Here is an 18250-nt window from a genome sequence, read left to right as displayed (position 1 = left end):
TCGGGTGTGGCGGCGGCCGTCAGCCGGCGGACGGCCACCCGGCGGGCGCGGGCGGGTAGTACGGCGACGCCCACCGTCTCCAGGGAATGGGCCCGGCCTGAGCGGTCGGTGACCACCCACCGCCCCATCGGGCCGCCCGCGCACGCCACGACCACCGGCTCGCGCTTCCCGCGTCCGATGAGCGCCGACGGCCCACCGCCGACCCGGAAGCTCCCACCCACCCGGCCCCGGGCGCCGCGCGCATGGATGGCCACCGCCACCTGCCCGCCGGGGAGCCGTTCCGCCGTCAGCGTCCAGGTCCGTTCACCGGTCATCGCGCCTCCACCCTTGACAGCCGGTCGGCCGCTTCCCCGTCCGACAGCCGGGGGCCGAAGAAGCCCCGCGCGTGCGGGGCCGAGCACCACTCCACACCCACCACGCGCCTCAGGTGGGGACCATCCCCGCGCAGGCGGGGCCGAGGGATCGCGGAGAGCATCTCGGGCGTCGGCTCGGGGACCATCTCCGCGCGTGCGGGGCCGGGATCTGCCTGGAGGGTTACGCGCCGGGCTCGCGGGGACCATCCCCGCGCGTGCGGGCCGAGTTCTCGATGCCGTCGAGGTCGGAGCGGCCGAGGGGACCATCCCCGCGCAGGCGGGGGCCGAGAGCCGCGTCACCGGGCTGCCCTACCACCCCGCCGGACCATCCCCGCGTATGCGGGGCCGAGAGGCGACCGGGCCGAGGGTGCTCACAGGGCACCGGGGCCATCCCCGCGCGTGCGGGGCCGAGACGGTGCGCTCGCCGGGCGGCTGGGGCCGGCCGGGACCATCCCCGCGCGTGCGGGGCCGAGGCTTGCTGAGCTGCGATGTTATCGGGCGGAAGCAGTGCAGCGCATCGGTTGGCGGGGGCGTTCCCCGGGCGCGCCCGGCTACTTCGTGGGGCGCGGTGTCGGGACGAGGCCGGTCTGGTAGGCGAGGGCGACGAGTTGGGCGCGGTCGCGGGCGTCGAGTTTGGCCATGGCGCGGTGGACGTGGGTGCGGATGGTGAAGGGGCTGACGAACATCCGGGCGGCGATCTCCTCGTTGCTGAGGCCGGTGGCGGCCATGGCCATCACCTCGCGCTCGCGGGCGGTCAGGGCGGCGAGGCGTTCGGGGGCGGCGGCGGGGCCGCGGTCCGGTTCGGGGTGGGCGAGGAGCTGCTCGATGACGGCGCGGGTGGCGGCGGCCGACAGCAGGGGGTCGCCGGCGGCGACGCGGCGCAGGGCGGCGAGCAGTTCGGTCGGTTCGGCGTCCTTGCCGAGGAAGCCGCCGGCGCCGGCGCGCAGGGCCTGGGCGACGTACTCGTCGATCTCGAAGGTGGTGAGGATGAGCACCCGGGTGCCCGCGAGGTCGGGGTCGCCGCAGATGGCGGCGGTGGCGGAGAGCCCGTCGACGCCGGGCATCCGGATGTCCATGAGCACCACGTCGGGCCGGGTGGCCTTCGCCAGCTCGACAGCCTCGCGGCCGTCGGCGGCCTCGCCGACCACCTCCATGTCGTCCTCGGCGTCGATCAGGACGCGGAAGGCCCCGCGCAGCAGCGCCTGGTCGTCGGCGAGCAGTACTCGGATGGTCACGGGTGTTCCTCTCGGGCGGCGGTGCGCAGGGGCAGTTCGGCGGAGACCAGGAAGCCGCCGCCGGGCCGGCGGTCGGCGGTGAGCCGCCCGCCGACGGCGGAGGCGCGCTCGCGCATGCCGATCAGGCCGAAGCCTCCGGGGGCGGGGGCGGTGGGGCGGGCGGACGCCGGGCGGTCGTTGGCGACGGTGAGCAGCACGCGGCTGCCGGAGTAGGTGAGCGTGACGTCGGCAGCGGTTCCGGCGGCGTGCTTGGCGACGTTGGTGAGGGATTCCTGGAGGATCCGGTACGCCGTGAGGTCCACGCCCGGGGAGAGCTGCTGCGGCTCCCCCTCGACGGCGAGCCGGACGGGCAGGCCGGCCCGTTCGAAGGCGCCGATGAGGTCGGGCAGCCGGTCCAGGCCGGGGGCCGGTTCGAGCGGGGCGTGCGGGTCGTCGGCGCGGCGCAGCAGGCCGACGGTGGCCTTGAGCTCGCGCAGCGCGGAGCCGGTGGCGTCGGTGAGGTGGCTGAGCATCTCGCGGGCCTGGGCGGGGTGGCGGTCGAGGAGGTGGACGGCGATGCCGGCCTGGGCGTTGGCGAGGGCGATGTGGTGGGCGACGACGTCGTGCAGGTCGCGGGCGATCCGGATGCGTTCGTCGGCGACCCGGCGGCGGGCCTCCTCCTCGCGGGTCCGCTCCGCCCGTTCGGCGCGTTCCTCGATGGCGGCGAGGTGGGCGCGGCGGCTGCGGACGGAGTCGCCGATGGCGCCGGGCAGCAGGACCCAGGCGACGACGCCGATCTTGACGCTGATGGAGGTGTGGGGCTCGTTGATGATCGTGGCGACGGTCACCAGCACGGCCGCGACGGCGGTGGCGACGCGCGCGGTGGTGCGGTCGGTGCGCACCGCGAGGAAGTAGAGGGCGGCGAGGAGCGGCGCGACCAGCCCCACGTTGAGCTGGGTCGCGACGAAGCACAGTGCCAGGCTGCAGGCGAGGGTGACCCCGAAGACGACGTAGGGCCGGCTGCGGTGGGCCAGGAGCACCGTGCTGGAGACGACGGCCAGGGCCAGCGCGGCCGGGTTCGGGTCGATGCGGTTGCCGAGGCGGTCGATGGTGGTCGTCCCGGCGGTGACGACGAACACGGCGAGCACGAGCAGCCCGTCGAGCAGGCGGGGGTGGCGGCGGCGTACGCGGCGCAGCCAGGTGTCGGTCATGCTCGCTTCTCCCCGTCCGGGGCTGCCCTGGCGGGTCCCTCGGCCGGGCCCGGACGATCCGGCGAGGGGGTGGGGGTGCGGGTGGGTCTGGTGGACGTACTGCGGATGTGGACGTACTGCAGATGCAGTACGCGCGGTCGGTGGGGTCGTCGGATGGATGCGGTTCATACCATTTTGACCGGTCGGCGGACCGACCGGGCACGGACGGCCCTGCCGCGGCTCCCCGTGGGGGTGGGAGCCGCGGCAGGGCCGGGTGGGTCAGACGCCCACGGAGTGGCGCGCCGGGTCGGCGTCGGGGCCGTCGGCCGGGGCCGGGAGCGGCGCCGCGGTCTGCAGGCGGGCGCCCTCGACGTCGACGTCGGGCAGGACCCGCTCCAGCTTGGCCGGCAGCCACCAGGCGCGGCGGCCGAGAAGGGCGAGGACGGCCGGGACGATCGCCATCCGGACCACGAAGGCGTCGAGGGCGACGGCGGCGGCCAGGCCGAGGCCCATCATCTTGATCATCGGCTCGGCCATGCCGATGAAGCCGGCGAAGACGCTGATCATGATGAGCGCGGCGGCGGTGACCACCCGGGCGTTGTGCCGGAAGCCGGTGACCACGGCCTCGCCGGGCTCCTCGCCGTGCACGTACGCCTCCCGGATCCGGGTGACCAGGAACACCTCGTAGTCCATGGCCAGGCCGAACACCACGCCGATCATGAAGATCGGCATCATGCTCATCACCGGGCCGGTCTGCTCGACACCGATCAGATTGGCGAGCCAGCCCCACTGGAAGACCGCGACGACGACGCCGAGCGCGGCCACCACCGAGAGCAGGAAGCCGAGGGCGGCCTTGAGCGGGACGAGGATCGAGCGGAAGACCACCAGGAGCAGCAGCACCGCGAGGCCGACGACGACCGCGAGGTAGGGCACCAGGGCGTCGTTGAGCTTCTGCGAGACGTCGATGTTCATCGCCGTCGGGCCGCTGACCAGGACGGTCGCCCCGGTGGCGGACTTCAGGCCGGGGGCCTTGTCGCGGATGGCGTGGACCAGGTCGGTGGTCGCGGCGTCGCTCGGGCCGGTGGCCGGGACGGCGGTCACCAGGGCGGTGTCACCGGCCTGGTTGAAGACCGCGGGCATGACGGTGACCACACCGGGCAGGCCCTTGACGGCGTCGCCGACCTGCTTGGCCGCGGCCTTGGGGTCGGCCGTGCCCTTGGCGTCGACCAGCACGGTCAGCGGACCGTTGAAGCCGGGACCGAAGCCCTCGGAGAGGTGGTCGTAGGCGCGGCGCTGGGTGGTGGAGGTGGGCTTGGCCTCGTCGCCGGGCAGGCCGAGCCGCAGGTCCAGGGCCGGCAGGGCGAGGACGCCGAGGCCGACCACGCCGAGGACCAGCACCGCGACCGGGCGGCGCAGCACGAACCGGGCCCAGCGGGTCCCGCCGTTGGGGCGCTCGCCCCCGGTCGCGGCGTGCCCGCCCTTGCGGGCCTTGCGGGGCAGGACGCGGCGGCCGAGGAAGCCGAGCAGGGCGGGGACGAGGGTGAGCGCGACCAGGACGGCGATCACCACGGTGCCGGCCGCGGCCATGCCCATCTTGGCGAGGATCGGGATGCCCACCACGGAGAGGCCCGCCAGCGCGATGATCACGGTGAGGCCGGCGAACACCACGGCCGAGCCGGCGGTGCCGACGGCCCGCCCGGCGGCCTCCTTGGGCTCGTGGCCGTCGAGGAGCTCGGCGCGGTAGCGGGAGACGATGAAGACCGCGTAGTCGATGCCGACGGCGAGGCCGAGCATCATCGCCAGCGTGCTGGTGGTGGTGGACAGGCCGAGGGTGCTGCCGAGCGCGGTGATCAGGGCGATGCCGAGGCCGACGCCGATCACCGCGGTGAGCAGCGGGAGTCCGGCGGCCAGCAGCGAGCCGAAGGTGATCACCAGCACGACCGCCGAGATCGCCATGCCGATCGCCTCGGCGGAGCCGCCCGCCTCACCGGTCTCCATCAGCGCGGTGCCGCCGATGTCCACGGTGAGGCCGGCGTCGCGGGCGTGCTGGGCGGACTGCTTCAGGGCGTCGGTCGCGCCCTCGCTGACCTTGCCGGCCTTGGCGCTGTAGCTGACCGTCGCGTAGGCGGTGGTGCCGTCCTGGGAGACCGCGCCGGCCTTGAAGGGGCTGGCGGCGCTGACGACCTGCTCGCCGTGCGCGAGCTCGGCGACCGTCTTCTCGACCGTCTGCTGGTTCTCGGTGGCGGTGATCTTCTGGCCGGACGGCGCGACGAAGACCAGCCGGGCCGACGCACCGTCGGACGTGGCGCCGGGGAAGCGCTCGTCCATGAGGTCGAAGGCCTTCTGCGCCTCGGTGCCGGGCATGGCGAAGCCGTCGTCGGGAGCGGCCGGCGCCTTGGCGGCCAGCACCCCGACGGCGGCCAGCAGGGCGACCCAGAGCAGGGTCACCAGCCGGCGCCTGAGGAAGGACCATCGGCCCAGGCGGTAGAGGAAAGTGGCCACGGGAGAGCGGACTCCTTAGGGATGGCGGGCAGAAGGGTGCGGTCGGGCGGCGCGTCCGGCCGGTGGGCCGGGGGCGTCCGAGCATGGCCATCCTGCGTCGGCGGGGGTCTCCTCGGCGTCGGCTCTGTGCAGGCATTCCGGGGTAATGCGGACGCAGCAGCGCGGCACCGGACGGAGTAGTCCCCGAGGCGGAGGCCGGGCGCCGGGCTCCGACCTGCGGCCGAGGGGCGATCCCGGTGGCGGGCCCGGGGCCGGCCCGGTGGCGGGCGCGGTGACGGGCGCGGGTGACCGGGTGCCCCGGCGTCACCCGGGCGGTGGCGCGGACGGGCCGCGTCCCGGCGGGCGAAGTAGCGTGATGTGCCTGGCCCGGGCGATTCGTCCCGGTCCGTACCGATGCGTCCCCACGGTTCCCGACGGGACCGAGGGGCGCAGCCCGTCCACAGCGCGTCCCCCAGCCGGAGGTGGCCCATGGGCGTTCCCGCCGCCCGCATCGTGTTCGACGAGAACGACCGCGCGGCCGTCGCGGAGGCGGTGAGCGAGATGCTCGCCACCGGTGCACTCACCCTCGGCCCCTGGACCGAGCGGTTCGAGCAGGCCTTCGCCGCCGAGCACGGCGCCTCGCACGCGGTCGCCGTCGCCAGCGGCACCGCCGCGCTGGAGATCATCCTGCGCGGCCTCGACGTCCGCGGTCGCGACGTGGTCGTCCCCGCCGTCACCTTCTACGCGACCGCCGGAGCCGTGCTGCACGCCGGCGCCCGGCCGGTGATCGCCGACGTCGACCCGACCACCCTCGCGCTCGGCCCGCAGACCCTGGAGGCCGCGCTCACCCCCGAAACCGCCGCCGTCGTGCTGGTCCACATCGGCGGGCTGGTCACCCCCGAGGTGGACGCCCTGCGCGCGATCTGCGACGCCCGGGGCATCCCGCTGGTCGAGGACGCCGCGCACGCCCACGGCAGCAGCTACCGGGGGCGGGCGGCCGGCGGCTTCGGCGTGGCCGGCGCGTTCTCCTTCTACCCGACCAAGGTCACCACCAGCGGCGAGGGCGGCATGATCCTCACCGAGTCCGCCGAGCTGCGCGACGACGCCCGCATCCACCGCGACCAGGGCAAGGGCTCGTTCACCACCAACCACCACGTCCGGCTCGGCGCCTCCTGGCGGATGAGCGAGCCGAACGCCGCGATCGGCACCGTCCACCTGCGCCGGCTCAAGGAGTTCGTGGAGACCAGGCGCCGGGTCGCCCAGCGCTACGACGCCGCGCTCGGCGCGCTCGACGGCCTGGAGCCGGTCACCGAGCCGACCGGCTGCCGCAGCAACTACTACAAGTACGTCGCGCTGCTGCCGCGCGGGGCGGACCGGGCCGCCTTCAAGCGGGCGGTCTCCGAGGAGTACGACGTGCGGCTCTCCGGCGAGGTCTACGACCTGCCGCTGCACCTCCAGCCGGTGCTCGCCCCCTACCGGCGCACGGACCTCCCGGTCGCCGAGGACGTCTGCGCGCGGCAGATCTGCCTGCCGGTCCACTCCGACATGACGGAGGACGAGACCGACCGGGTGATCGAGGCGGTGAGCGCCGTCCACCGCCGCTTCGCGGGATGACGCGGTACCGGCGGGCCCTGCCGACCGGCAGGACCCGACGTAGACGAGGCACGTAGACGAAGGAGAGGAAGCCGTGCGGACAGCGGTCACCGGGGGATGCGGATTCATCGGCTCACACGTCGTCGACCGGCTGCTCGCCGCCGGGCACGAGGTGCTCGCGGTGGACACCACCGACAAGTACCTCAACCCCGGCGCCGACCACGCCCGGATCGACGTCCTCGACCTGCCCGCGCTCACCGCCGCCCTGGACGGCTGCGAGGTGGTCTTCCACCTGGCCGCGCAGGCCGACGTCGAGCGGGTCGCCGCCGACCCGGTCGGCGCCGTGCGGGCGAACATCGACGGCACCGAGGCCGTCCTGGAGGCGGCCCGCCGCAACGACCTCAGCCGCACCGTCCTGGCCAGCACGGTCTGGGTGTACGGCGCCGCGCTCACCGAGGCCGCGCTGGACGGCGAGGAGCAGGAGCTGGACGAGCACGTGGCGATCGAGCTGGAGCGCAGCGGGCACCTGTACGTCGCCACCAAGCTGGCCGCGGAGATGCTCGTACACAGCTACCGCCAGCTGTACGGGCGGCACTTCACCATCCTGCGGTACGGCATCCCGTACGGGCCGCGGATGCGCGACGAGCTGGTGGTCGCCCGGTTCGTGCAGGCCGCGCTCGCCGGACGCCCGATCACCATCGCGGGCGACGGCCGGCAGAGCCGCAACTTCGTCTACGTCGAGGACCTCGCCGACGCCCACGTGCGCGCCCTCTCCCCCGCCGCCGAGGACCAGACCTTCGCCCTGGAGGGCTCCACCGCCGTCTCCGTCCGGGACATCGCCGACACCGTCGACGAACTGCTCGGACCGGTCACCATCGAGCACATCGAGGCGCGGACCGCCGACTACGCCGGACGCCGGATCTCCGCCGCCCAGGCCAAGCGGCTGCTGGGCTGGTCGCCCCGGACCAACTTCGCCGACGGCGTGCGGCGGTACGCGGACTGGTACCGGGCGGAGACCGCCCCGCGGCCGGGCGCCTGAGGCGGGGAGGGGGCAAAGCCGTGCCGCACGCGCTGCTGGTCTCCGGCTCGCTCGGCCAGGGCCACGACGTGATGGCCCGGGCCTGCGCGGACTCGCTGGAGGCCCGCGGCTGGACGACCGGCACGGTCGACGCGATGGCCCTGCTCGGACAGCGCGCCGGCACCGCCGGGGAGGCGGTGTTCCGGCGGCTGCTCGGCCTGCCCGGCGTCTACGACGCGTTCCACTTCTCGGCGCTGCGCCCCGGCGCCCGGATCGCCCTGCTCGCGGACGCGGCGGCGCGGCGGCGGCTGGTGCCGACGCTGCGGGCGCTGCTCGGGGAGCAGCGGCCGGAGTTGGTGGTGTCGGTGTTCGCCACCGCCACCTCGGCGGTCAACCGGCTGCGCGGCGGGCCCCGGCCCTTCCGGCACCTGGTGCTGTGCACGGACGTCACGCCGCACCGGCTCTGGGTGCAGGAGGAGAGCGACCTCTTCCTGGTCACCTCCGAGGTCGCCGCCTGCGGCGTGCGGCGCTACCGCCCCGACGCGCCGGTGGCCGTGCTGCCCGCACCACTGCGCGCGCCCTTCTACCGCCCGCCCTCGCGCGCCGAGGCGCGGGCGGAGCTGGGCGTGCCGGCGGAGGCGCGGTGCGTGCTGATGATGTCCGGCGCGTGGGGCCTCGGCCCGCTGGCCCGGACGGCCACCGCCCTCGCCGACGCCGGTCCGCACGTCCTCGCCGTCGCCGGGAGCAACAGCGAACTGGAACGCCGCCTGCGCCGCGCCGCCGCGCACCAACCGCGGCTGCACCCCTTCGGCTGGACCGACCGGGTGCCCGCCCTGATGGCCGCCGCCGACCTGGTGGTGACCAGTTCCGGCGACACCTGCAGCGAGGCCCGCGCCCTCGGCCGCCGCCTCCTCCTGCTCGACATCGTCCAGGGCCACGGCCGCGACAACCTCCAGCACGAGCTGGAACTCGGCCACGCCGACGTCGTCTCCGCCCGCCCGCCGGACGTCGTCCGCTCCACCCTCGCCGCCCTCACCCGCCCCGCCCCGCCCCCGTCGCCCGGAGCCACCCCGGAGGGCTGGCGCACGGGCTTCGCGGCGGCGCTGGAGCGGGTCGGCCTGGCCTGACCCGGGAGAGGGCGGGCCTCGGAGCGTCCGTCGGAGACCTCACCGCTGACGAGAAGCCTGACCACCTCGGCTTCTGACAACCGCTCCACCCGCTCCACCCGCACCACCCACTCCACCCGCACCGTCGGCACCGGAGCGCGCCCCGGCGCGGCCGCACTGTCACAGGACGGTCCCCGCTCGGTGAACGGAACCCGATCGCCGTTCCCAACTACGGTTCGCAGCGCCATTCTTGGGCTGGCGCCCGGGCGTCACGACCCGTCCGGACGAAGGCGGAACACCGGCCCCGGGCCCGTGGGACGGAGCCGTCCAGGCGCGAGCGTAGGGGGAACAGGTGAGATCGGCCACGGTCATCGGCGCCGCCACGGTGCCGGACGAAGCCCGACCCGCGTGGATGGGGGCGGTGATCCGGGGCGGGCAGCACGTCGCCGACGCGCTCGGCATCCCCGCCCAGCTGACCACCATGGACCCGGACACCGCCTTCGGTGTGATCGCCATGCCGGTCCTGCTGGCGCTCGTCCTCCTGGGCGTCCAGGCCGGAGCCATCGCGCGCGCCGTCACCTCCCGGGACTTCTGGGACGACACCGGCCGCCTGCTCGGCGTGGCGCAGTTGCTGCTGCTCGTGCTGGCCTACGCGTTCGGGGCGGGAGGGCAGTCCCGCTCGTTCGGCGCCGCCGTCGGGGACATCCTCTCCGGGCAACTGCCGGACCTGCTGCCGATGGCCGTCGCGACCCAGTGGTTGCTGCTCTCCGCGCTCTGGCTGGTGGTGGGCGCGTCCGCCGGAGTCGGCCGCTCGGATCTGACCGCCCCGTTCGACGCCGTCCGCGGCATGGCCCTGATCGCGGTCTTCGTCGTGGCGTTCACCGCCGCATGGATGGCGCCGCCCAGCGGCGAGGGACCCACCGGCCGACTGCCCGCGGCGGTCGCGGTCGGCGCCGTCCTCGCCGTGTTCGGCTACCTCAGCGCCGTCAGTCGCGGACACGAGCTGCGGCCGCACGTCGTGCGACGGCGCCGCGAGGCCCTGGAGCACAGCTTCCGCAGGCGCGGCGAGGCGCCGCGGCACGGCGGGGAGAACCGGCCCGAGGACGCGTTGATCGCCGCGCTGCTCACCCGGGGGCAGAACCCGCCCGCGCCGTCGGCGGGCAGCATCTGGCGACCCGCTCCGACCCTGGTCCTGCGGCTGTGCCTGCTCTGGGCCGTGCTGCTCGGTGTGCCCGCCGCGGCCGTCACCTGGATCTTCAGCACCGGACGCTTCCCCCCGCCCGACCTCCCGGGCGTCCTGCGCGTCGAACTGGCCGTCCTGTCCGTCATGGTGCTGCTGATGGTGTTCTCGTTCCGGCGCAACCTCGACGGTCGGATCCGGGTGTCCCCGGCGGTCCCCCGGCTGATCGACCTCAGCCTGCTGCTCTCGGTCGGCTGGTTGGGCCTGTCCGGTGTCTGGAGCTCCCCGGTGACCCTCGGTCCGCTGCCGGCCTGGGTGGTGGCGCTGGGGCCGCCACTGGTGATCGCCTCGCTGGTGCTCCTCCTCGGCGTCCTCCCGCACCGGCGGGAGACCCCGCGGCTGGCCCTCGCCCTGACCGTGGCCGTCGTTGCGGGACCACTCGTCCTGCCCCTACGGTCGGCCCTCGAACACCTGCTGGGCGGGATCGTGCACGTGCTCGGCTAGACCTGCCCGACGGGCCCCGGCCGGTGCACCCGGCCGACGGCGGGACCGCCCCCGCGCCGGAGGAAACGCTCCGCGCGGGTCCAATCGCGCCCCGCCGCCCCCGGGAGCACGCCGCCCCGGGCGACTCCGCGTCCCGGACAGAGCGGCCGGGACTTCCCGGCCCCAGCCGCCGGTGATGAACCGACACCTAACGACGAGGGGTGCGCAGGGTGACCCAGCTGCCAGCAGCGGCGGCGAGGACGACGACGGTGATGCAGGCCCCCGCCGCGAGGAGGTAGGGAAGGCTGGTGTCGAGGTGGTCCTCGTTGATCCGCAGATAGGTGACGCCGACGGTCGTGGAGGCGAGGGTGGCCAGGGCCGCGGTGAGAACGCCGGTGACGAGGGCTTCGGTGAGTTGGACGGCGGTCAGCCGGCCACGGGCCATGCCGAGCGCCCGCAGGGCGAACCACTCCCGGCGGCGCCCGCCGTCCTCGGCGACAGCCAGCAGGGCACCGAGGACGGTCACCCCGGCAGCGACGGTCAGCCCCAGCAGGACCCAGCTGCCGGTGCTGTCGGCGACCTCGGACAACTCGTAGGAGTTCTCCAGCCGGTAGGCGGGCGAGGAGGACACCACCCAGGTCCTGGCCTCCTCCCAGGCCGGCACGTCCACGGCGACCCGCAGGTAGGCGGCGATCCGGAACGGGTCGCCGAGTTCGGCGAGGGCCGGGTCGTCGGGCGGCAGCACCATGACGGCGCCGACCGGCGTGTCCAGGCCGGCCGGCAGGTCGAGCGTCGTCGCGGCGGGCGGAACGCTCACCTGCCGCATCCGGTCGGTGGAGCGCAGGAGCAGGCCCCCACCCACACCCGCCGGCCCTTGCTGCGCCGGTCCCCCGTCCGCTCCCGGCAGGCCGCCGGCCCGTAGCGTCATCCGGCCGCCGGCACAGTCGGGAAGCGGCCGGGCGAAGAGTTCCTGCAGCTGGCCGCAGCCGGCGACGAGCGCGGTGTGCGCGGGCCGGGTGGCCGGGTCCTGGCCGGGAGACCACAGGGCGACGGCGGGAACCAGGCCGTGCACGGCCGCCGGGGGCTCCGCCAACCGCAGGGGGACGGCCTCCAGGGTCTCGGCCTTTGCGAGCAGGTCGGTGTGGCCGGCGGCGCGTGCCTGCGCGACCCAGGGCAGGTTGGGCTGGGCCATGACCTGGGAGACCGGTTGGGCGGCACCGACGGCGAAGACGGCGATCCCGACCATCCCGGCGACCCGGAAGCGGGACTGCGGGTCCGCTGCCAGCCGTCGCATCGCCAGCAGCCACACCACGCCCGCCTCGACCCGCCCGAGGAGCCGGGCCAGTCGCTGGCCCGCCCACGCGGCGGCGCTGGGCAGGCCCACGCCGAGCAGCACGATCGCCGCCCACAGTAGCGGGTCACGCGGCTTGTGCCGGGAGTAGGCCACCGCCAGCAACAGCAGGCCGACGCCGAACAGCAGCGCCACCCAGGGGCTGGTGAGCCGCACCGGCCGCAGGAACCGCACCTCGCGCGCGGCGCGGTCAGCACCGGAGACAGTGGCCGCGCCCAGCACTCCGGCGAGGACGGCGACGCCCAGGACGACGAGAGCCGACTGCCCGACCGGTACCCGCAGATCGGCACCGAACAGCCAACGGCCGGTGACCGGGAGGGCGAACATGTCCGGCAGCAGGAACGGCCAGGCGAGCGCGGCGGCCAGCGCGCCCGCCGCGACCGGCGCCGCCGTCTCCAGCGCACCGGCCGGCCGGGCGTGGGCGGCGGGCAGGCCGAGCAGCCGCAGTGCCTGGTAGCGGGTGGTGCGGACCTGGCGGCCGAAGCGGCTCGCGGTCAGGACGAGCGCGAAGGCGGGCATGACCAGGAAGAGCATGGAACCGAGCGTCGGGTACCAGCCGAATCCGCCGCCGCCTTCACCGCCGAAGCCCGTCAGCGGGCCCTGCTGGGTTCCCAGTTCCTCGGGCGCGACGCCGACGTAGGCGAGCAGTTGGCCCGCGCTGCCGACGGCACGGGCCGGAAGGACCTCGGTGTCCGTCCCGGCGAACCACTGCCCGACGGAGGCGGGGGCACTGCGGATCAGCCGGTCGAGCGCGGGGCTGACCAGGGCTCGACCGGGGCCCGGCCAGGCGGCGACACCCGGCGGAAAGGGGCCTCGGGCGTGCGGGTCGGCGACCCGCACGATCTTGACGGTGTGGCCGCGGTAGTCGTGCTCCAACTCGCTCCAACCGGTCTCGGCCACGCCGGGCCGGCCGAACACCGGCACCCCGCCGAAGCCGGCCTGCGGGCCGAACACCGGCACCGTCGCGGCGGAGCGGGCACTCTCGCGCTCCTTCACCGCCGCCGCACCGACGGCGGCGAGGATCCCGAGGGCCGCGATCGTCCCGACCAGGGCGAGCAGGACGACCCGGCGCCGCGCCTGGCGTGCCAGCACCGCCCGCCACGCGACCGCCAACGCCGCCGGAACTGTGGCTGTCGGGCTCACGCCGCCTCCACCACCCGTCCTGCGGCCAGCACCACGGTGCGGTCGGTGCGCGCTGCCAGGTGCCGGTCGTGGGTGACCAGCACCACCGCCGCCCCGTGCTCCCGCGCCTGTTCCAGCAGCAGGCCGAACACCACCTCGGAGTTGCGGTCGTCCAGGGCTCCCGTCGGCTCGTCCGCGAACACCACGTCCGGACGGTGCACCAGCGCCCGCGCGATCGCCGCCCGCTGCAGCTCGCCTCCGGACACCTCCCCGACCGTCCGGCGCCCCAGTCCCCCGATCCCCAGTGCCTCCAACTGCTCCCCGGCCCGCCGCCGGGCCTCCTTGCCCCGCAGACCCTGCAGGCGCAGCGGCAGGGAGACGTTCTCCAGCAGGCTCAACTCCGGTACCAGATCGCCGAACTGGAAGACGAAGCCGAAGTGCGAGCGGCGCAGATCGTCACGCTGGCGTGCCGTCATCTCCTCGACCGGCCGATCACGGAAGAGGACGCTGCCGGTGTCGGCGAGCAGGAGCCCGGAGAGGCAGTGCAGCAGGGTGGTCTTCCCCGAGCCGGAGGACCCCACCACTCCCACCACCTCCCCGGGATCGACGCTCAGATCGACGCCCGCCACCGCGGCCGCCGGGCCGTAACTCAGATGCAGGGCCCGGGCTTGCAGGACTGGTGGCACGCGTTCACTCCTCGCGACGGTCGATGAACCGGTGGATCAGGTGGTGGCGGTGACCCACCCGGAGCAGATGTCCGGGCCGTTCTGGCGCGACGAGCTCGCCCTTAACTGGCCGACGGTGGGCGCAGTCAGGATGGCCTCGCGTTGGGCGCCGGTTTCGTCGAGCGCGGTCTGGCGGGCAAGGGCGGCTTCGCGCATCTGGCGGCGCAGTTCCTGGTAGGCGATGTGGCCCGCGAGCGGGTTGCGGGCCGGGGAGCGGGTGCCGCCAGCCCAGCGGCGTCATTGAAGCGCCCTGACGACCGCTTCGACGAGCTGGTGGATGCTCCGGCCCAGCGGGGTGGCGGCGATCAGGACCCCGAGGGTGACAGCGCTCAGCACGGTCACCAGTTCGTCATTCCGGGAACGGGACTGGGTCCGCCGGCGCAGGCGGACGATGATGATGATCGCGAGGAACGCGCTCGCGCTGATCGTGTACGGCAACAGCCCACCCTGTGTCACACATCGGAAACTCTGGGTGAGGATGCCAGAAGTCCACCGGCGGTGGGCCCGGATCGGGGAAACCGGCCGGACCGGTACAGGCTGTTCGGCCTCCCACCATCCGGATCCGGTCAAGTCCCCGCAGATCCCCGGCGGTACGACGCCGTCCGCCCCTAGGCTGCCCGCCACACCGTGGACGAGAAGGGGAACGCCGTGGCCCGCAGGCCCGCACGCCGACGCACCACCACCGCCCGCCGCGCCCGCCAGGCGCGAGACCAGGCCGTCCTGCTCGGCGTGGGGGCCCTCGTCGCCTTCTCCCTGGCCACCGTCGCCGTCCAGTGGCTGGCCCACCACCTGCTCGTCCTCGTCGCCGTCCTCGCCGTCGCCCTCACCGCGGCAGTCATAGTGGTACGCGCCCGCGGCGCCGCAGACCGCCGCGCCCACCAGGTACGCACCGCGCAGCTGCGCCACATCGGCGCTTTCATGAAGATGAGCCCGAAGGCCTTCGAGCACGCGCTCGCGGACCTCTGCCGGCGCGACGGCTGCACGCGGGTGACCGTCGTCGGCGGGGCCGGCGACCTGGCCGCCGACGTGCTGGCCACCACCCCCAGCGGACAGCGCATCCTCATCCAGGCCAAGCGCTACAGCCCCGGGACCCTCGTCGGCTCGCAGGACGTCCAGAAGGTCAACGGCACCTACCGCGACATCCACGGCTGCGACCTCGCCGCCGTCGTCACCACCAGCACGTTCACCAAGGCCGCCGCCGCGTTCTGCACCCGGGTCGGCCTCCGCATGACCGACCACCGCGCACTGGCCCTGTGGGCCGAAGGCACCGGCCGACCCCCCTGGCACTGAAACACCGACGGCGGCGGGCCGACTTTGGGCAGTACTCCAGCCGGTCCCGGTCTGTTCTGTCCGCCGGTTCAGCTCGTGCCGGCGAGGATTCCGCCGGCCCACGTGACGAACTCGGAGCGACGGGTGGCTTGATCGTGCTCGGCCTGCGCGATGGCCTGTCGCCGGGTGGTGTCGGTCGGGTCGGTCAGCCCGAGCGCCTTGGCACGGTTCACGAGGTCCGCACCGAGGCCGACTGCGTTGAGGACGCCCTTCGCAGCAAGGTCCCCGGCGATGGTCCGGGCGGTGAACTCGGTCAGCAGCAACCAGCGGTGCAGGTAGTCCCGGCCGGTGCCCAGGTCCTTGCCGAGCAGTACCAGCAGGTGGCCCAGGAGGGTTTCGGCGAGGTCGTGCTTGTCTGCGTTCCAGGCGCGGAAAGCGCTGTCGAACGCCGCGTTGGCCAGATCTGAAATCCGTTCGCGTTCCTGGTCGGCCGCGCCGACGAGCACGGCGTCGGTGAAGATGCCGAACTGTATGACCGCGTCGGTCATGGCCGGCAGGTCGACGGTCGCCGGATCGAAGCCGTCCCAGGCCTCGTAGTCATCCGAGGCCGCGGCCAGCTCTTCCAAGCGCTTGGCGAGGCCGTCGGCGAGGTCGGCAAGCCGGCGCAGCTCCTCGGCGGTACGGGCGGGGACCCGGCAGTACATCGAGGCGTTGAGCAGGCCGTCGTTCCACTCGTCGCTGCCCGGGTCGGCCTTCGCCGCGTCGGCCAGATCTCTCTGAATGGTGAAGGCGGCGACGCGGGCGGCATGCCAGGTGAACGGCGGCTCCGGGACATCCCCCTCGACATCGATGGCGACGGCCTGGTCGTCGGTCCGGTCGGTCTCGTTCATGCCGTTCCCCTCCCCGCACCAGCTCCGTCGCGTGGTGTGACGCAGACGCTACCGTGCGCCCGTAATAGAGGGGAGGGCCGGGCGGCCGGCGCCCGGCCCTGCTGGGTTGGTCAGGAGAAGGTCGGCTTGTCTCCCCCGAGAGCGGAGCCGGCGGTGACCCGGGTGAGGGCGAGGGCTGCGGCGCCCTGGGCGTGGAGGTCGTCCTAGAACCGCCTCTCCTGCTCGCCACGCCCGTCAACCACGACGCCGAGCAGGGCGCAGAACCGCAGCCGTACAACGAGACCGCGTGCAAGACCAAGGCGCGGACAAGGCCGTCTGGCCGGCTGGCGGTGTGGCCGGCCCCATACACATGGATCGAGCTCTCCCCGCGGCTCGCCCCCGGCACTCCGTCAGGCGAGGCCTCTTGAACAGCTCGGACGGCCATCACCGACACACGACGCCGCCCCCTCTCAGCGCTCGAAGACGTTGGAGAGCCATCCTTCAACCGGAGCATCGGCTCGCATCGCAGCCCGATCGGCGAGCGGACGGAGTTGGGCCGGCGTGAGCCCGGCCAGCTCCCGGAAGTCCCGGTTCATGTGTGCCTGGTCGTAGTACCCGCACAGCGTCGCCCGTTCAGCAAGCGATCGGCAGGCACCGGGCGACAGGGTCAGGGCCCGTTGAAATCTCAGGACCCGGCCTACCGATTGCGGAGGCAGCCCGATCTGCTCGCGGAACAGCGCCTGCAGCCGCCGCCTGCCTCGCCCCGTGGCGTCAGCCAGTTCCTTGGCGGACAATCGCCCGTCACGCGCACGCAGTCGACGCCATGCCTCGGCGACGACGGGCGACGGAAGCGGAGCGTCCACCATCCGCCGCGCCAGGAAGTCATCGATGACAGCCCAGCGCCCGTCCCACTCCCGAACCGCCGCGAGTTGCTCGCTGAGCCTGGCCGACCAGCCGGCACCCAGGACATCGTCCGGGTGCACGTGGCAGTTGGCCAGGTGGTGCAGCGGCAGCCCGAGACACATGTACGCGCCCAGCGGCGTGAACTCGATCTCGACCGCCTCGGCCGCGCCCTCGAAGCCCCCCTTCACCGATGAAGTCTGGAGGCCGGCGACCATCGCGTGCCACGAGGTCATCTGCACGTCCGAAGCGCTCCGTGCCCCGTGGAACAGACGGAGGCGGTCGCCCCATCCGATGATCAAGGTCACCGTGGCCGCGGGAAGGGTCAGTCCGAGCTGCCCCGGCCCCGCGGTGCGGTGACCTCTGTACATCACCACCTGAGCCCGTAACCGCTCGGGAGCGCGGCGCTCCACGAGCCCTCCCCCGTGCTTCGCCTCCACGGATCCTCAGCCTCCGTCCACGATCCATGCCCGTGCGGTCATGTTCGGGAAGTGGGTGCGCCTTTGTCCAAGGAGGATGTGGAAGATCTACAGCTGCCAGCCGTCCCTCTGGGACTGGGATCTTTACGTCGGGTACTGACCCAGGCATTCCTGACGGTCCGCCGGTTCGACCGGCGGACCGTTTCGTCTTCCCGGCGAGGCAAAGCTACGGGCGTTCGAGGGGACGGCCCGCTGAGCACCGTCCGGCCCGCCGTGCGACCTGCGCCGGTCCCCGCCGGACCGTGACCCCGGCTCAGGCCGGTCGGCTCCGCCGCCCGAACGTCCCCGCGCGGCGGCGCCGTCGCCTACAGTGAGAGCTTCTTGCGGACGGGACCGGGTGACGGCACGAGCGGGGAGGTGGCCGGAGTGGAGCGACGCGTACGTCGGACCGCGGCGGCCGCGCTGTCCTGTGCGTTCCTCGCGGCCTGGGCCGTCTGCCAGGTCCTCCTCGGCACGGCGACGGGCGCGGCGCAGCCGGCCCCCGGCGCGCCGCCCGCCGTCGCCGCCCCGGCCGCCCCCGCCGCCGTGCGGCTCGGCCCGGCGGGCGCGGAGGTCCGGCGCACCGCGGACCGCCCCGGCTCCGACGTCGTCCAGCGGCGGACGGCCGCCGCCGAGCCCGGCGTCCGGCTGCCCGCGCTCCCGCCGGCCGTGCTCCCGGGCGCCCGGACGGACGCCCCCAGGCCCCGGCCCGGGGTGTACGCCCCGGGGCCGCGCCAGGAGCGGGCGCCGCCGTCCGACCGCTACGACCCCCGCCACACCCGCGGTCCCCCCTCCACCCGGTCCAGCTGACGTTCCACCGCGCCCGCCGACCCGGGTGCCGCGGCCTGCCCGCGGCCCGGACGGGAGGACTCCGGCCATCGTGCCCGGAGCGTTCCCGGCGGCGCGCCGTCCCCTCGCGTCCGCCCGTCCCGGGTGCG

15 protein-coding genes are annotated in these 18250 nt (G+C 74.5%); 6 read left to right on the top strand and 9 right to left on the bottom strand.

From position 1 onward, the window contains the following. Window positions 1-904: 904 nt before the first annotated feature. The 3 genes from ACFCLZ_RS35085 to ACFCLZ_RS35075 form a co-directional block, all read right to left on the bottom strand. Window positions 905-1588 carry a response regulator gene (locus ACFCLZ_RS35085; RefSeq protein WP_380281940.1) on the bottom strand — a complete coding sequence of 228 codons (684 nt, stop codon included), beginning with the start codon at window positions 1586-1588 and terminating at the stop codon, window positions 905-907. Continuing rightward, window positions 1585-2778: a sensor histidine kinase gene (locus tag ACFCLZ_RS35080; protein ID WP_380281939.1), complete on the bottom strand. Its 1194-nt coding sequence runs from the start codon at window positions 2776-2778 to the stop codon at window positions 1585-1587. Before ACFCLZ_RS35080 ends, ACFCLZ_RS35085 begins: the two co-directional genes overlap by 4 nt. A gap of 258 nt (window positions 2779-3036) precedes the next feature. Then, entirely contained in the window at window positions 3037-5259 is a 2223-nt protein-coding gene (locus ACFCLZ_RS35075) for an MMPL family transporter (protein WP_380281938.1), read from the bottom strand. Window positions 5260-5727: 468 nt separating this feature from the next. Between ACFCLZ_RS35075 and ACFCLZ_RS35070 the strand changes: the two genes are divergently transcribed. The 4 genes from ACFCLZ_RS35070 to ACFCLZ_RS35055 all read left to right on the top strand — a co-directional run bounded on the left by ACFCLZ_RS35070 (window position 5728) and on the right by ACFCLZ_RS35055 (window position 10639). After that, the gene (locus ACFCLZ_RS35070) at window positions 5728-6852 is read left to right on the top strand and encodes a DegT/DnrJ/EryC1/StrS family aminotransferase (protein WP_380281937.1); all 1125 of its coding nucleotides are present in this window, start codon (window positions 5728-5730) and stop codon (window positions 6850-6852) included. Window positions 6853-6925: 73 nt separating this feature from the next. Next, window positions 6926-7870, top strand: a complete 945-nt coding sequence (locus ACFCLZ_RS35065; protein WP_380281936.1) for an NAD-dependent epimerase/dehydratase family protein — start codon at window positions 6926-6928, stop codon at window positions 7868-7870. Between the two features lie 20 nt (window positions 7871-7890). Beyond that, window positions 7891-8976, top strand: a complete 1086-nt coding sequence (locus ACFCLZ_RS35060) for a hypothetical protein (RefSeq protein WP_380281935.1) — start codon at window positions 7891-7893, stop codon at window positions 8974-8976. A gap of 331 nt (window positions 8977-9307) precedes the next feature. Beyond that, window positions 9308-10639: a hypothetical protein gene (locus ACFCLZ_RS35055; protein ID WP_380281934.1), complete on the top strand. Its 1332-nt coding sequence runs from the start codon at window positions 9308-9310 to the stop codon at window positions 10637-10639. Window positions 10640-10826: 187 nt separating this feature from the next. Here ACFCLZ_RS35055 and ACFCLZ_RS35050 read toward each other — a convergent pair whose 3' ends face one another. The 4 genes from ACFCLZ_RS35050 to ACFCLZ_RS35035 form a co-directional block, all read right to left on the bottom strand. Beyond that, the gene (locus ACFCLZ_RS35050) at window positions 10827-13112 is read right to left on the bottom strand and encodes a hypothetical protein (protein ID WP_380281933.1); all 2286 of its coding nucleotides are present in this window, start codon (window positions 13110-13112) and stop codon (window positions 10827-10829) included. Beyond that, window positions 13109-13777 (bottom strand): ABC transporter ATP-binding protein, encoded by a 669-nt coding sequence (locus ACFCLZ_RS35045; RefSeq protein WP_380281932.1) that lies wholly within the window; start codon window positions 13775-13777, stop codon window positions 13109-13111. Before ACFCLZ_RS35045 ends, ACFCLZ_RS35050 begins: the two co-directional genes overlap by 4 nt. A gap of 36 nt (window positions 13778-13813) precedes the next feature. Next, on the bottom strand, window positions 13814-13972 hold the full coding sequence (locus tag ACFCLZ_RS35040; RefSeq protein ID WP_380281931.1) for a hypothetical protein: 159 nt from the start codon (window positions 13970-13972) through the stop codon (window positions 13814-13816). 81 nt (window positions 13973-14053) lie between these two features. Continuing rightward, window positions 14054-14254: a hypothetical protein gene (locus ACFCLZ_RS35035; protein WP_380281930.1), complete on the bottom strand. Its 201-nt coding sequence runs from the start codon at window positions 14252-14254 to the stop codon at window positions 14054-14056. 189 nt (window positions 14255-14443) lie between these two features. Between ACFCLZ_RS35035 and ACFCLZ_RS35030 the strand changes: the two genes are divergently transcribed. After that, a complete protein-coding gene (locus ACFCLZ_RS35030) occupies window positions 14444-15106 on the top strand; it encodes a restriction endonuclease (protein ID WP_380281929.1) in 663 nt (220 codons plus the stop codon). Between the two features lie 68 nt (window positions 15107-15174). Here ACFCLZ_RS35030 and ACFCLZ_RS35025 read toward each other — a convergent pair whose 3' ends face one another. Beyond that, complete coding sequence (locus tag ACFCLZ_RS35025; protein WP_380281928.1) at window positions 15175-15975, bottom strand: hypothetical protein; 801 nt, start codon at window positions 15973-15975, stop codon at window positions 15175-15177. A gap of 449 nt (window positions 15976-16424) precedes the next feature. Beyond that, a complete protein-coding gene (locus tag ACFCLZ_RS35020) occupies window positions 16425-17090 on the bottom strand; it encodes a helix-turn-helix domain-containing protein (protein ID WP_380286378.1) in 666 nt (221 codons plus the stop codon). Between the two features lie 609 nt (window positions 17091-17699). On the opposite strand from ACFCLZ_RS35020, the gene ACFCLZ_RS35015 reads away from it, so the two are divergent. Then, window positions 17700-18122, top strand: coding sequence for a hypothetical protein (locus ACFCLZ_RS35015; protein ID WP_380281927.1), 423 nt, complete (start codon window positions 17700-17702; stop codon window positions 18120-18122). The last annotated feature ends 128 nt before the right edge of the window (window positions 18123-18250 follow it).

The sequence above is a fragment of the Kitasatospora purpeofusca genome, assembly GCF_042691725.1.
GTDB lineage: Bacteria > Actinomycetota > Actinomycetes > Streptomycetales > Streptomycetaceae > Kitasatospora > Kitasatospora purpeofusca_B.
This window is presented reverse-complemented; position numbering and strand designations above follow the sequence as displayed.